The organism is Fretibacter rubidus, assembly GCF_041429785.1.
GTDB lineage: Bacteria > Pseudomonadota > Alphaproteobacteria > Caulobacterales > Maricaulaceae > Fretibacter > Fretibacter rubidus.
In genome coordinates this window covers 2,340,646-2,355,633 of record NZ_CP163423.1, presented here as the reverse complement: position 1 = coordinate 2,355,633, position 14,988 = coordinate 2,340,646, and the positions used below count along the sequence as shown (strand labels likewise).

The window sequence follows — 14,988 nt, the reverse complement described above, 5'->3', positions numbered from 1 at the left end:
AGCCGTATTGGCGCGGCAGTATCCGCGCCATACGCTCAGAAACTATCTGACAAGGCTTAAGCGAAGAAACACCCCGCGGCCTGTGCCGGGCAAGCGCTCACCGATTGGGACATCGCCAAACCCATTGCGATTATAGCCAGAGAGATGGTCCTCATAGACTTCGTCAAATAGGTTCTCCACGCCTGCCGACAGGTTCACCCCATCACGAATATGCCAATCGCCATAAGCGTTAAAGACAAAATAGCCCTCCGTTGCGCGCTCGCTATTCGTTTGTGAGACTTTGTTTTGATCGGCAACGGCGCGGCCTTCAATCGTGGCTGACCAGACGGATTGTTCATAGGTCAGCCCAACCATCACATTGGGCGGCGCAATCCGGTAGAGATTATCATTAATATCGCGGCGCTTGCCTCTGACATAATTGACGACGCCATCAATGCGAAGCGGGCCTTCAAAATCATACCCGGCATCCAAGTCAAAGCCGACTAAGCGCGCATCGACATTGCCCCAGCGCAGCGGTGTAGGGTCTCCATTCATATTCGCAATCATCTCGACTGGAGAGTTAATCACGCCGACACTGTCATCAAAGGGCGTACCTTGGATGTAGTTATTAATCGAGCGAATATAGACAGTGGGACGTAGATAGGCGCGCTCACTGGCATAGTCGAAACCGGCCTCTGCAATCCAAGCAGTCTCTTTATCGAGGCTGAGATCACCGACATAAATATTACCATCAGCGAGTCCGCCGCTCGCATTGATCGGCAGCCAGCCATAGCGCTGGATATAGCCCGGCATTTGTTCTTTATGCACCAGTGTCGCCCGCCAAGACAGACCGTTCGTTGCGTCTGTCCAAAGCTTCACGACGCCGTCAAATGTCGTGTCTCCTCCGTCCGTATCAGCGGCGTTAAACGCCATAGCCAAATTGCGCGGCCCTATAGGAAGCGCTGTGCCTAGCGCGGCGTCGCCCGAAGCAAAGTCATGATGATCAATGCGCAGTCCAAGTTGCGTATTCAACCCGCCCAGATCGCCATTCCATTCACCAAACCCTCCAAAACGGGACATATCGATATCCGGAAATGGCGTGACAAAGAAAGCCTGATTGTTGGGATTGGTGATGATCACATCATGGTCTGTTTCCTGAGTATCTATGCCCACAGACATCTCGCCGCCGAAAGACGGAAACGCGAGTGACACGGCGCCGCCTATTGTCGTGGCATCCGCAAATGTTGCGCGCTGGCCCATCGGTGTGGGCGCAGGGCGCAAAGAAAAATTGTCCATCAGATGCGCGACGTCACTGTAATTAATATTCGCATTTAACCGAATTTTACCGAAGTCATTCTGGTATCCCACGCGCGCAAAATCAGTATCGAAATATTGAATATCCATCGGGAATGGTGGGTTACCTGTTGGGTCTGTATTCTGACGGCGTAGGTCGAGGGAGAACTCACCTGCAGTTGTTTTGACACCCGCAGACAATCCGTAAACAACCCGCTCAAAAGCTGTGCCGCCAATCACGCCGTCGCCAAATTTCGTATCACCGCCTTCTTCATATGCGCCCAGCAAATTGAAGCGCCATTGATCAGATGCCGCGCCAATGACGCCACCCGTCGACACGCTTTCATTCACGCTGCGCGCGCCGAGCATCACATCATAGCCGAGTGAAGTCGCCGCGCCGCCGGTATAACCGACGCGCTTGAATCTGGCGTCTGCGCCGCCGCCAAGGCCCGGCCCTTTAGAGACAGGGCTAACGCCTCGGTCAATCACGACAGAGGACACCAAGGGCGCGGGTGCATAGTGATAGACAGGGTCCATCAAATTAGGGCCGCCCGACGCAAAGCTTTGACCATCAACGCGTAAGTTCAAACGCTCTCCGAATAGACCGCGATATTGCATCTGCCCGGAAAGCTCGCCATTGCCGATACGCGCACCGCCGGGTGTTCGCGCCGTCAGGTAAGTAATGTCACCGCCCTGCAGGGGCGCAGAATCCGGAGTGATTGTCATTTCGGTATGGATATCTGTGCGCATGCCTGTGACAATAATCACATCTTCTAAAGCGGGGTCTGAAGATTGCGCCATAGCCGGCAAGGCACAGGCGATAGTGGCCGCACTAATTATCAGGCGGCATAGGAATTGGGGTTTCATTTTTAATACTCATCAAATCTAAAGCGGGCAACAGCCCAGTGACTGCGCATCGAGGCGCATTGCGGATATAACTTTAGATAGACGTGGGAGGCGCCCGCGAACCGGATGGCGGGCCCTGCGCCTTATGAACAAGGCCAGTCTCAAAAGCGATGTAAGTCGGAGGCTGTTTTGTAAATGTGGCCGCGCAAGCACTGTGCTCAGGCGATGGAAGCACTATGGTTGACAGCGTACACATTTCACAGTGTTCATTTGGCGGGACTGGCTCGTTGTCCGTCTCACCTAACACCTCAGAAAGGTCCCTCAGTGCGGCCTTAGCACTAGGGTTTAAAGGCTGCCCTGATGGGGAGCATAGCAGAGATGACAAATCGGTATTGTTCGAGGCGGCAAAAGACAATGCGCTAGGCACCAGCAAGAGCCAACATACGATTAGTCGGACACATAAGGGTGCAATTGATTTTGTCACGCGATTCACCATCAATTACATCTTATAGACTCTGGTGAAATTACGCATCTCATTTATTGTCGCGGAGGTGATTTTACACACAAAACCGATGGATCTGACACCCATGCGAAAGCATCTCGTTGGGCGGGTTGCGTGGCTTTCACATTGAAAAATAATGGTAGCAAATATGTTACCATTACGCTTGAGATAAGAGAGTATCTTGATAAACATGGACCGGGCAGTTTTGTTGATTGGTGAAATTCGCTCGAAACACAATCGGCATTGAAAGTGACAACTTATCTAGCATGTCTAGGAATTGGCAACACGTCGACCTTGAAAAGCCTCGGCAAAGGGCTCTGGGAGCGCTGTATTCATTGGGGCCCTGGTTTAAGAGTATATCTAGGACGGGATGGCGACACATTGATCATCTTATTAGGAGGGGGCACAAAACGACGCCAGAGCAAGGATATTGACCGCGCAATGAAGGCTTAGACTGAATACAGAGGCAGACAAAAGGAGTAGGTAAAATGACAACAACAAAGAGCTTTCGCGAAACTGTTGTGGCACGAGCCGCAAATGATTTGAATTTTCGCTATGGCCTTCTAACGGAAAGCCTAGATGCTATGCTGTCTGGTGATCTTGAGGCAGGCAAATCTCTACTACGAGCCTATATCAATGCTACGACTGGTTTCGAGGCGTTGGCTGGTGCAATCGGGAAGTCACCCAAGAGTCTGATGCGAATGTTGAGTTCAAGTGGGAATCCAATCGCTAAAAACCTTTTCGGTATTGTAGGCTATCTTCAACAGGAAGCCGGTGTGTCTTTGCAAACCCAAGCAAGCTGACAATTCGTGCATTCGCAGGCTCGACTTGCGGAGCCATCAGCTTTTAAGTTGGTATTCTAGGGTAATTTTCCCAATCAATAGTCAATGTTATATCCTTTGGCATCCTTATATTTTCTGAGGTAACCCTTGTTGGAAAATTGGCCAAATCATAGCAATAGTAGGTGCCTTAAGCCTTAGCGGATGACGGCTCTTTGCGCGCCTTTTGGACTGTCCGAATAAGAAGCAAGTCACACCAAAACCATCTAAAATATATTATCCATATAGCCCAAAGTCGGGGTTAGTTAGCGCCTCTAATTCTGAGGTAAGAAATACTGCGGCCATCAAAAGCCCTGTCACGGAAAACAGCCGTTTTTTAATCGGGCGGCCGCCAGATATTGGCATTGATATTTCAGTCGGTCGTGCCACCAAAATCAGATTTACCGCCAGTTTTCATGTCTAATTTGACCGCGTCAATAACCATGGTTTTATCGACAGCCTTCATCATGTCATAAAGCGTCAAAAGCGCGACAGACACAGCGGTTAAGGCTTCCATTTCAATGCCTGTTTGACCTGTGGTTTTGGCATCTGAGCTAACCCTGAACCCAGGCAGAGCCGTGTCGGGCGTTATTGTCACCGCGACTTTGGTGAGGGGCAGAGGGTGACACAATGGGATAAGGTCTGACGTTTTTTTGGCCGCCATAATACCAGCGATTTCTGCCGTGGTAATAACGGCCCCTTTCGGGGCTTTGCCGTCCATCACCAAATCCACAGTAGACGCTTGCGTGCGAATAAGGCCGCTTGCACACGCACGACGCTGGGTCACAGCTTTGTCGCCGACATCAACCATGTTCACCCGACCCGACTTATCGAGATGTGATAGCGCGCTCATGGGCATAACCCCCGGTAGCGCTCCATTTTCCCGACAAGAGAGCAAGGGCGATATTGGCTGTTAAATTGAAAGGCAAAAATATTATCCCACGCATCACGGCATGCCCCAGTAGACCCCGGCACGCAAAAGACAAAGGTGTTATCAATTTGCCCAGCAAAGGCACGTGATTGCAAGGTTGATATGCCAACAGTGCTTAGGCTGACGTGATGAAACACGGTCGAAAACCCGTCCATATCACGCTCAAACAAGGGCTTAACGGCTTCTGGTGTCACGTCGCGCGGCGCAAAGCCTGTGCCGCCCGTTGTCAAGATCACGTCAATATCGGGGTCTTTGACCCACGCCTTAACTGCGGCTTGAATAGCGGGGATATCATCTTTGACAATGATATGCCCTGCCAGATTATGCCCTGCCGCAATCGTGCGTTCCGCGAGTAATCCTCCCGATGTATCGTTGGATTTATCGCGCGTGTCAGATATCGTCAGCACCGCGATATTAATGGGGTAAAAGGTCAAGCTATCATCAATGCGGGCCATTATTTTTCGCTCCATCTTTGGCGGTCTTTGTGGTCACGGTCTGTTGGGTCTATCCAACGCGTGCCAAAAGCGCCCTGTTCTTTTTTCCAAAACACGGCATCCGTCTTAAGGCGGTCCATGATGTAATCTGCGCCTGAAAACGCCTCGCGGCGATGATCGCTTGCTACCATAACACAGACAATCACGTCATGCGGTTTAATCACGCCGCCACGGTGAATGATATGAACATGCGACAGGTTAAATTGCGATAGGCCATCATTGGCAATATCCTCGAGCGATTGCTGGGTCATGCGCGGGTGCCACTCTAAAATTAGAGCGTCTAGCGGTTCGCCCTGTTTTGATTGAGGACGCATAATACCGCGAAAGGTGACGACCGCACCTGCGCCTTTGGCGTGCTGGGAAAAGGTCGTCTCGACATCAACAGTATGTATTTCCTCTAGCGTTAATTGGGCCGATACACTCACCGTCTATCCCCCTGAAAGGGGGCTAAAAAACGCTAGGCTGTCACCGAGCTTAATCTGTGTATCATCAGCAACCATAATGTCATTAATGACGCCTCGCACAGACGGGTCGAGCAAGTCATCACAATCATGGTTTTTGGCCAGTTGCGTCCGCACAGTCCCCAATGTCGCAGTGGCGGCCGCATCAAAGCTCACAGATTTACCCATGCGATCAGTCAGACGTCCAAAAAATTCAACTGTGACGATTGCCATAAACTCCATCTCGCTTGGTTGTTTTGATAGCCAGCATCCTAGAGCGCTTAACTGATAATGCCAACTAACCCTGCCCAATTAAACAAAAGCCGTGCCGCGACATATAGGATTAAAACCGCGGTAAGACGTTTTAAGATTTTCGGGTCTAGTTTTGTTGCCGCCATCCATGATCCAATTTGTCCCCCGACAAATACGGCGATAAGGAGCGGCCAATAGGGCAAAGCAAGCGATAGCAACTGTGTATCTGATAGTTTCATGACTTGTCCGGTCAGTCCTGAGGCCGAATTGGCGAGGATAAACACACTGCACGCGGCTGCGATTTTGCGCGGGGTATCCCACGCTAGCCAGTAAAGCACAGGCGCGAGGAATATGCCGCCGCCAATACCGACAAGCCCAGACAAAAGCCCTATGCCGCCGCCTGTAACCAAGGCAGCGATGGTTGGAATGGAGCGTTTTTCACCGCTCTGGACCACGTAATCACGCTGTCCCAAAAGCCTTATACCGCTGAGGAAAAGGGCCATGCCGAGTAGACCAATGAAAAGCGTCTCAGATATCGGCAAACGTCCACCAAGCCACGCAGCAGGGATGGAGGCAATAAGGAAAGGGGCGAGCGCGTGCGGGGCTAGCAGGCCCTCTTTCCAAAATCGCCATAGTCCGCCAGATACAACAATAATATTACAGGCTAGCGCAATTGTGGGAAGGATACGGTAATCCGTCCCGTGCAACACCAATAGGGCATTATACGTTGACCCGCCACCAAACCCGACGGCAGCATAAGCTATCGCGACAATAAAAAATAATATCAGAAGATAAATAGGCACGCGGTTATTTTACCCGCCAAGCCATTGAACCAATTAAGTATGGCAGGGCGACCAACATAGCTAAAACGGATTAAGCGTGTAGCCGTCTTGGGCTAAAAGTGCATGCGCCGTCATCGCGGAAAGCGCCATTTCCACGCCAGGCAATAGATCAGTTTTTTCAATGCCGTGATAGCGCGCCGTCTGACCACATATAATAATGCGCACCCCTTCACCCGTCAGGGCTTTTACGGCGTATTTGCTCGCATTTTGACTGCCGTCATATTGGCGGCTGTAAAAATTATCCTGAGTCATATCAAAGGCCGCTTTGCCGTGGACAACGATGGCAAGTTTTATGTCATCTTGCGGAACCCCTGCCGCGACATGCATGTTCATAAACCGCCCTGCGGTGATGAGTTTGCGGTTCGTTTCCTCGGGCCTGGCCGCGTCTACAGCGTCAAAAGCAATGGCAAACTGTGTGCCTGCGGGGATTGACATATCAGTGTCAACTGCTGCTGCGGGGCCAAAGGTCGTAAAGACGGGGCCTTTTGTAAACGCTTCATCTGCGGCATTGGCTGTGGAGGGGCTACCGACCAGCATCACAGCGGCGATCGCCATACACATTATCCTTAAACCCATAATCTGTCCTTCTATTTACGCATTACTGCCAGTCTTATGTGACCCTCACTAGGATAAAGTCACGCCTTTGTCATTAAATGGGGCGTTGTCGCAACTCTGTATGTTTATTATTCAGTTTTTCGCCGTTGCATAAAGGGGTTGCCGCGCGGTATAGGCTCACCCAGATTGGACATGTTTTGCAGGGTTGCATCTGCGGCCTTAACGTGCCCGTAACCGTTACTGTATAGACAGAGTTTACCATGACTGATTACGCCCAAGCCCGCCAACATATGGTTGATAGCCAAATCCGCACGAATGACGTGACGGACCTCGCCATCTTAAAGGCGTTCAAATCCGTTCCGCGCGAAATGTTTGTGCCTCAAACACAACGTGCACTGGCCTATTCTGATGTGCATATTGACTGTGGTGACGATCGTACCCTGCTTAGTCCACGTGATTTTTCCAAAATGGTGCAAGCCGCTGATATTGAACCGACCGACGTTGTACTGAACATCGCCTGTGGCCGCGGTTATTCTGCCGCTGTTATTGCAGCTTTGTGCGAAACTGTTGTGGGCTTGGAAGATAGTGAAGACCGGGTTGAGCGTGCGACAACATTGTTAACAGATATCGGCGTAACCAATGCCGCCGTTGTTAAAGGCGATTTAAAAAGCGGGGCTCGCGAGCACGGCCCCTTTAATGTGATTTTCGTAAACGGAGCTGTCACAGATGTGCCCGCAACATGGCTTGACCAATTGGCCAATGGCGGACGTCTTGTTACGATCAAGCAAAAGGGAGCCGTTGGCGTGTGTAGCGTCTACACGCGCTCTGGCGATGCTGTTGGTGAACGTGTGGCTTTTGATGCCACCGCTCCGCTCCTGCCTGGTTTTGAGCCTAAAGAGGTTTTCGTTTTTTAAGGTGATAGTCATGCGGTCATATCAAACCAAAATGGGTTTTGTGCGCCGCGTTGTCTTGGCGGGAACGGCCTGCATTGCTGCGCTGTCCATGACGCTAAGCACAAATGTATCCGCAGAAACTTTTCAAGAGGCGTTAATTGCGGCCTATCATAATAATCCGCGCTTGAAGGCCGAGCGCACGCGCGTTCGCGAAATTGACGAGAATTATATCCAAGCGCGCGCTCAAGGGCGTGTAAGTTCTAGCCTGTCAGGATCTGTCTCTGGCTCTGTTGCACGCTTTCCAGCGCAGAGCTTTTTCGGGCCTGGGGGACTCGATACCATTTCAGGCACGCCAGCGGATGCCGCAGTTCAAGTCATTCAACCGCTTTATCAGGGCGGGCGTGTTAAAGCGTTAAAGAAGCAAGCAAAATCAGCAATTTACGCGGCACGCGAAGGACTGCGTAATGCGGAACAGAACTTGTTTGTATCTGTGGCTACGGCCTATGTTGATGTAAAACGGGACGAAGAAACCGCCCGTATTCGTCGCAATAATGTCAGTGTTTTGGCCCGCCAAGAACAGGCTGCGCGTGACCGTTTCGATGTCGGCGAGGGCACTTTGACCGATATCGCACAGGCAGAATCGCGACTGGCAGGCGCAAATATCGGACTCGCCCAGGCTGAAGCGCAATTGGCGGCTTCCCGCGCGTCTTATGAACGTGTGGTCGGAAAGCCGCCGAGTTTGCTTTCAACGACACCACGCTTCATTTTGCCAAGCAGCATGACCCAAGCCCAAGAGGTTGGGCGGGCGAATAACCCTCAACTGGTCGCGGCAATATTTAATCAAATTGCAGCGCGTAACGGCATTGCTGTGGCAAAATCTGCCAATAAGCCGACCGTATCTCTTGCGGGTACGGCGTCGGCGGCGCGCGAACAATTGGGGCAATTTACGCGGTCTGATAATGCTTCATTGTCGTTGCAGGTGACCGTGCCGCTTTATTCGGGTGGTGCCAATAAATCACGCGTTCGCCAAGCCCGCTTGGCCGTGGAACGCCTTGGCTATGAAGTCACGGATACACAGGACGCGATTGATCAGACGATCGCGCAAATATGGGCGCAGCTTGAGGCGGCTAAAATATCGCTTAGCGCATCACAACGCCAAGTCGATGCCGCCAATGTCGCCTTTGAGGGCGTTACGTTAGAGCAACAGCTTGGGCAACGCGACACGTTAGATGTGTTAAACGCAGAACAAGAAGTGCTTAATGCGAAGCTATCGGTTGTTGACGCACAACGCGCTGTGGATGCCACGACATTTCAGCTATTGTCCGTCATGGGAGCCTTTGACGCGGAAAGCCTGCAATTGCCTGTTGATCTTTACGACCCATCAGAGAATTTCGAGGCGATTAAAATCGACGGTATGACCCGTGCGATTGACAATTATGTGCCAGAGATTGTGGAAGATGCCGTCGACGAAATCGCCGATATTCCGGGTGACGTGATTGACTTGGGCCAAGCCCTTCGTATCGATGATGCAGGCCGCGAGGTTGGGCGTAATGTCGGGGTCTTTGGCCACGGGGTCGGTACGTTAGTAAAAGACGGCGTCGACACGGTTAGTAAGCCTGTCACAGATATCGAGTTTTCGGACGAGCTACCGAAATTTATCAAATCTATGGGCACAGGCATGATTGATACCGCCGGCAAGGTTGGTAACGCAATTGGCGGCACTGTTAAGACAGGTGTCGATAGTGCTACGGGCTACCAAACGGGCGCCGACGCAGACAAGTCGCAAGACTAAATTCCCTCCACAATTGTATTCCCTCTCAACTGGACAAGCTACACGGGTTGGCTTACGTTAAGATATTGTTAGTTTTATGCTGTGCCTGTCGTCTTTGGCGATGACAGCGGCAAGGGACCGACAAGCTGCATTGTTTAAATCAGAGGTTTCCATGTCGGACGACACTACACCATCCGCGAATGACGGCACAGACGCAGGGGGAGAGCCCTCTATGGAAGATATTTTGGCGTCCATTCGCCGGATTATCGCCGATGACGAAGCTGATGGTGGTGCTCCTTCAAAAGTCGACATAACGCCGATTGATATCGCCATTGATGAACCAACGCCTGACGATAGTGCGCAAGACGATGCGTTAATGTCTCTCGTAACGGATGAAACGGTTGATGACGTGTTAGAATTAACGGACACGCCCGCAGATGTTTTATCGCCAGAGCTTGTCGCCGCCAATTTGACGGCCACATCCCCTGAAAGTTTTGATAACAGTGGTGACGTGTCATCCGTCATGGATGACCTCGTTGATCTTGATTTAACGGCAGATGACACGCCTGTGCTTGATTTAGCCAGCGATGACATTGCGCCGTTACGGGCTGACGAAACGGCAACCTCTGAAAACCTCGATATTGCGGCCTTTGATGACGACTTTGGCATTGACGATATTGATGATTTGACCGTGATAGACACGTTGATAGATGATGATGTCGTCCCAGACGAACGCGTGATTGACCCAGCCGCTGACCTATTGGCCGATGACAGTGATAATGATGTCAATGATGACGACACAGACGCCTTGATTGATAGCCTATTTGGTGATGTTGACGATGCCAATGTTGGTGATATCGAAGAGCCCGTAGTTGAGGCAGTCGCACCCAAAGCTATATCTCCGAGCAAAACGGCGGCGCTTCCTGTGTCATCGACATCAGATAGCGATCTGGACCTTGTTAAATCCCTTATGGCGGATTTGACCGATGATAGTTTTTTAGACACGGAGGCGGGTACTGGCGTTGATATGGGCGCTGAGACAGACCTTACCCTTGAAAATATTGAGCCTGAGCCTGAATCAGAAACACAGCCTGTTGCCGTTGAGAGTGAACAAGCCAGCGACAATTTGGCCACCGAAGATGATGAAGATGTTGATGTCTTTGACGATATTTTGGCGCTAACATTGGACGACGAAGCGGCTCTGCAGGATGAAAAGCTGGAAGCATTGGAGCTTGAAAGTGCGCAGATGGCGGGTCTCGCCTCTGATCCCGTTTCTGACATAGAGGCCGCACCAGCCCATAAATCTCTCGCCGATATTGCGGCAGAGGCCGATGCCCAAGCTCACGCGGTCACTCAACCCACAGCGGAAAAGAAAACATCAGGGAACGGCACTATGCTCGCCGCTGTCTTGGCAGCAGGTGGCGTCGCGACAGCCACGGTCGCTGCGCGCAGTGATGACACGCAGACAGACATAGATTTGCCCAGCCATGAGGAGATCGAAAGCTTGCTGATGGAGGGTGCTGCGGCGGACGATGACGCGACAACTGATTTGGATATGGCGGCGGTCTTGGATGATAACGTCGAGGCAGAGGCGACAGATGCGGGGTCAGAGGACGCAACGCCAGACGCATCTGTTAAGGAGGAAATAGAGCCGGTGGTCGAGGCCTCCGCTCTGGACAACACCCCCGACACACACGATAGTAATACAGAATCACCAGAGGAGACATCTGCGATGGCTAGAACAGCGTCAAGCGCCGTATCAAAAGATACAATTTTAGACGAAGTCACGGAAACAGCAACGGCGGGCGCCTTTGCGCAGCTTAATAATGCGGTGGAAGAAAAGGCCGTCTTTGAAGAGCGTGGCGACCGGATTGGTGACCTTGTGCAAGAGGCTTTGCGCCCGATGCTAAAAGAATGGCTTGACGCCAATTTAAAGGGCATCGTAGAGCGCGCGGTGACGAAAGAGGTCAAACGGATTTCATCCGGCAAATAGCCCTATTATCATTTTGTGATGAAAAGTCGGGCTTGCCCGGCTTTTTGCGTTTTCAAAGCCATGTATATTTCTGCGTGCCATTGCGATTAAGGGTTTGATTTCGCGCTCCGTTTGCTATTCACGCGACAACAGATTTACACGCCAACACCAAGGCCCGCCATGTTAGACAAAGCCTTCAACCCTTCTGAATCCGAACCCCGCCTATATAAAGCGTGGGAAGACAGCGGCGCGTTCCAGCCCCGCGCGGCAAAACCTGGCGATACGAAAGACGATAATTTTTCAATCGTCATCCCCCCGCCCAATGTCACGGGCAGCCTTCACATGGGTCACGCGGTCAATAACACCATTATGGATATCCTAACGCGTTATAACCGTATGAAAGGTAAAGCCGTTCTATGGCAGCCCGGCATGGATCATGCGGGTATCGCGACACAAATGGTGGTGGAACGCAAATTGGCGGCTGAAGGCCAATACCGCAAAGATATGACGCGCGAGCAGTTCTTAAACCATGTATGGGCATGGAAAGACGAAAGCGGCGGCAATATCTTTAACCAATTGCGCCGCTTGGGCAGCTCGTGCGATTGGTCACGCGAACGCTTCACCTTGGGTGATCGTGACGGCGGGCAAATGGCGGACGCTGTAACAAAGGCCTTTGTGGATATGTATGAAGCGGGACTGATTTACCGCGACAAGCGCTTGGTCAATTGGGACCCGCATTTCCAGACCGCGATTTCGGATTTGGAAGTCGAAAATATCGAAAAAGACGGTCATTTCTGGCATTTCAAATATCCACTCGCGGGGGGTGAAACCTACACCTATGTCGAGAAAGACGAAGACGGCAACATCACCCTGTCAGAGGAACGCGACTATATCTCTATCGCGACAACGCGTCCCGAAACCATGCTGGGTGACGGCGCGGTGGCGGTGCATCCCGATGATGAACGCTATGCGCCGATTGTTGGCAAAATGGTGCGTTTGCCATTGGCCGATAGATTAATCCCGATTATCACGGATGAATATCCCGATATGGATTTCGGCTCTGGCGCTGTGAAGATTACGGGCGCGCATGACTTTAACGATTACGAAGTCGCGAAACGCAACGACATTCCGATGTATAGCCTGATGGGCACACGCGGCGAGATGATAGAATCAGAGATTATGCCCGCGAAATATGTCGGCATGGATAGGTTTAAAGCGCGCAAAGCCGTTGTCGCCGATATTGACGCCGAGGGCCTCCTGATACGGGTCGAGGACAAGAAAATCATGCAGCCATACGGCGACCGTTCAGGCGTGGTCATTGAACCTATGCTGACCGATCAATGGTTTGTAGATGCGGAAAGAATGGCTGGCGATGCGATAGAGGCGGTTGAGCGAGGGCATGGAGCGACCGCGATTGACCCAGCGAGTCAATCGCAGCGGAATGCCGAAGGCGCAAGCCTTCGGACTGATACACAGGGCCTAGATAAAAATAACACGTCAGCCTCGAGCTCCGACCCGAGGGTCCAAAGTGCAGACGCAGGGATGGACCCACGCGTCAAGCGCGAGGGTGACGATGCGGGAGAGAAGGACTTCAAAGGCTCCACTCGCTTCATCCCCGAAAATTGGAAAAAAACCTATGACCATTGGATGAAAGACATCCAGCCTTGGTGTATCTCGCGGCAACTCTGGTGGGGGCATCAAATTCCAGCTTGGATTTTGGGTGCGGCGTCGGGCCGAACCAAATGGTTAGGGGCGGAAGAAACAGATTTAGATAAAGCTAAAGATGTGGAATATGAAAAATTGTTTGATGAGCTATTGTTAGCGCCAGTCGTTACAGGGGATGCTAGCAAAGCTCCTGAATTACTTGAGACCATACTCGAAAATCATACTCAAATTCTATCGGTTTCTGATGTTTCCTTCAAGGCTCATGGCGGATTAACAGCTGAATTTAAAACTGTTTTAGGCGTAACTCATAGGTTCACATACCATAGAGATCCCGACGTCCTAGACACTTGGTTCTCCTCTGGGCTATGGCCGTTCTCGACCCTTGGTTGGCCCGACAATACGGATGAACTTGCGCGCTTTTACCCGACATCTGTGCTTGTCACGGCTTTTGATATCATCTTTTTCTGGGTCGCGCGGATGATGATGCAGGGCATTCATTTTATGGACGAAGTGCCGTTTAAAGACGTCTACATCCACGCGCTGGTGCTGGATGAAGACGGTAAGAAAATGTCAAAATCCATTGGCAATACGCTCGACCCGCTGGACCTTATTGACGGCGTCAGCGCTGATGATTTGGTCGCAAAACGCACGCGCGGCCTCAAGAACCCTGACAAAGCCCCGCAAATCGCCAAGCGTACCCGCAAGCAATATCCTGACGGATTTGAAGCGTACGGGGCTGATGCGCTGCGCTTCACGCTCGCGTCCCAAGCGGGGCAGGGGCGCAATATCAGGCTATCGGTGGACCGTATCGCGGGTTACCGGAACTTCGGAACAAAGCTGTGGTCAGCGGCCAATTTCGGCCAGATGAACGATTGTCAGCCCGTTGATTTTGATCCCGCCACCGCGCAACTGCCTATCAATAAATGGATTATTTCGGAAACCGTGAAAGCGGCGGGAGAGGTCACACGTTGTATTGATGCCTACCGTTTTAATGATGCCGCCGACGCGATTTATAAATTTACATGGGACACATTCTGTAGCTGGTATTTGGAACTAACCAAGCCGTTATTGTCAGGCGATGACGCGCAAGCCAAGGCCGAGACACGCGCGACTTTTGCTTGGGTGCTCGACCAAATCCTAAAACTGCTCCACCCGTTCATGCCGTTCATCACTGAAGAGCTATGGGGCAAAACAGCTACGCGTCCTGCTCATTTGATCGTCTCTGAATGGCCAGAGCTAAGCGATGAATTAACTGACCCGGTATCTGTGACAGAGGTCGAATGGCTTAAGACGCTCATCACGAATATCCGTTCTGTGCGCGCCGATATGAATATCCCGCCGAGCAAAAAGGCGGCGCTTTTGATGTTATCTGACGCGCTCGACCCGCGTCTTGATACATATGCGCCGCAGCTTTCGCCGATGGCGCGGGTGGAAAGCGTGGCCTTGGCCTCGGACGCCCCGCAAGGCGCGCTGCAAACGGTTGTGGACGGCGTGACTTACGCTATCCCGCTTGACGGCTTGATTGATCTCTCTGCCGAGCGTGACCGTCTGTCCAAGGAAATTGGCAAAGCCGAGTTGGAGATTGAGAAGATTGATAAGAAGCTCTCAAATCCTGCCTTTACTGACAAAGCGCCGGAGAAGGTCGTGAACCTGCAAAAGGAACGCCGCGCAGGATATGCCGAGGAAATCGCGAAACTGACAGAAGCCTTGGCCGCATTGGGCTAACAAAGGTTCA

Annotated in this window: 13 protein-coding genes and 1 pseudogene; 6 read left to right on the top strand and 8 right to left on the bottom strand. The window is 51.7% G+C overall.

The window, feature by feature from the left end; all coding sequences use genetic code 11:
• Window positions 1–42: 42 nt before the first annotated feature.
• Both AB6B37_RS10885 and AB6B37_RS10880 read right to left on the bottom strand, forming a co-directional pair.
• A complete protein-coding gene (locus tag AB6B37_RS10885) occupies window positions 43–2,139 on the bottom strand; it encodes a TonB-dependent receptor domain-containing protein (protein ID WP_371395818.1) in 2,097 nt (698 codons plus the stop codon).
• Between the two features lie 73 nt (window positions 2,140–2,212).
• Window positions 2,213–2,614 carry a DUF2946 family protein gene (locus tag AB6B37_RS10880; protein ID WP_371395817.1) on the bottom strand — a complete coding sequence of 134 codons (402 nt, stop codon included), beginning with the start codon at window positions 2,612–2,614 and terminating at the stop codon, window positions 2,213–2,215.
• 246 nt (window positions 2,615–2,860) lie between these two features.
• Here AB6B37_RS10880 and AB6B37_RS10875 point away from each other — a divergent pair.
• Window positions 2,861–3,073 (top strand): annotated as a pseudogene (locus AB6B37_RS10875) (type II toxin-antitoxin system RelE/ParE family toxin); the annotation flags it as partial.
• A 35-nt stretch (window positions 3,074–3,108) separates the two neighbouring features.
• Window positions 3,109–3,423 carry a transcriptional regulator gene (locus AB6B37_RS10870; RefSeq protein ID WP_371395816.1) on the top strand — a complete coding sequence of 105 codons (315 nt, stop codon included), beginning with the start codon at window positions 3,109–3,111 and terminating at the stop codon, window positions 3,421–3,423.
• 388 nt (window positions 3,424–3,811) lie between these two features.
• Here the strand turns inward: AB6B37_RS10870 and moaC are convergent, their stop codons facing one another.
• From moaC to AB6B37_RS10840, 6 genes are read right to left on the bottom strand one after another with little or no spacing between them, the layout of a single operon-like run.
• The gene (moaC, locus tag AB6B37_RS10865; protein ID WP_371395815.1) at window positions 3,812–4,291 is read right to left on the bottom strand and encodes a cyclic pyranopterin monophosphate synthase MoaC; all 480 of its coding nucleotides are present in this window, start codon (window positions 4,289–4,291) and stop codon (window positions 3,812–3,814) included.
• Entirely contained in the window at window positions 4,288–4,824 is a 537-nt protein-coding gene (moaB, locus tag AB6B37_RS10860; RefSeq protein ID WP_371395814.1) for a molybdenum cofactor biosynthesis protein B, read from the bottom strand. The genes moaC and moaB overlap by 4 nt, the downstream gene beginning before the upstream one ends.
• Window positions 4,824–5,288, bottom strand: coding sequence for a molybdenum cofactor biosynthesis protein MoaE (locus tag AB6B37_RS10855; RefSeq protein ID WP_371395813.1), 465 nt, complete (start codon window positions 5,286–5,288; stop codon window positions 4,824–4,826). Before AB6B37_RS10855 ends, moaB begins: the two co-directional genes overlap by 1 nt.
• Window positions 5,289–5,291: 3 nt before the next feature.
• Window positions 5,292–5,537 (bottom strand): MoaD/ThiS family protein, encoded by a 246-nt coding sequence (locus AB6B37_RS10850; protein ID WP_371395812.1) that lies wholly within the window; start codon window positions 5,535–5,537, stop codon window positions 5,292–5,294.
• A gap of 47 nt (window positions 5,538–5,584) precedes the next feature.
• The gene (locus AB6B37_RS10845) at window positions 5,585–6,358 is read right to left on the bottom strand and encodes a sulfite exporter TauE/SafE family protein (protein ID WP_371395811.1); all 774 of its coding nucleotides are present in this window, start codon (window positions 6,356–6,358) and stop codon (window positions 5,585–5,587) included.
• Window positions 6,359–6,418: 60 nt separating this feature from the next.
• Window positions 6,419–6,952, bottom strand: coding sequence for a DsrE family protein (locus AB6B37_RS10840; protein ID WP_371395810.1), 534 nt, complete (start codon window positions 6,950–6,952; stop codon window positions 6,419–6,421).
• Window positions 6,953–7,212: 260 nt separating this feature from the next.
• Between AB6B37_RS10840 and AB6B37_RS10835 the strand changes: the two genes are divergently transcribed.
• The 4 genes from AB6B37_RS10835 to AB6B37_RS10820 all read left to right on the top strand — a co-directional run bounded on the left by AB6B37_RS10835 (window position 7,213) and on the right by AB6B37_RS10820 (window position 14,978).
• Entirely contained in the window at window positions 7,213–7,866 is a 654-nt protein-coding gene (locus AB6B37_RS10835; RefSeq protein WP_371395809.1) for a protein-L-isoaspartate O-methyltransferase, read from the top strand.
• Window positions 7,867–7,876: 10 nt separating this feature from the next.
• Window positions 7,877–9,637, top strand: a complete 1,761-nt coding sequence (locus AB6B37_RS10830) for a TolC family outer membrane protein (RefSeq protein ID WP_371395808.1) — start codon at window positions 7,877–7,879, stop codon at window positions 9,635–9,637.
• Window positions 9,638–9,788: 151 nt separating this feature from the next.
• Window positions 9,789–11,609: a DUF2497 domain-containing protein gene (locus AB6B37_RS10825; protein WP_371395807.1), complete on the top strand. Its 1,821-nt coding sequence runs from the start codon at window positions 9,789–9,791 to the stop codon at window positions 11,607–11,609.
• 159 nt (window positions 11,610–11,768) lie between these two features.
• Window positions 11,769–14,978, top strand: coding sequence for a valine--tRNA ligase (locus tag AB6B37_RS10820; protein ID WP_371395806.1), 3,210 nt, complete (start codon window positions 11,769–11,771; stop codon window positions 14,976–14,978).
• Window positions 14,979–14,988 lie beyond the last annotated feature (10 nt).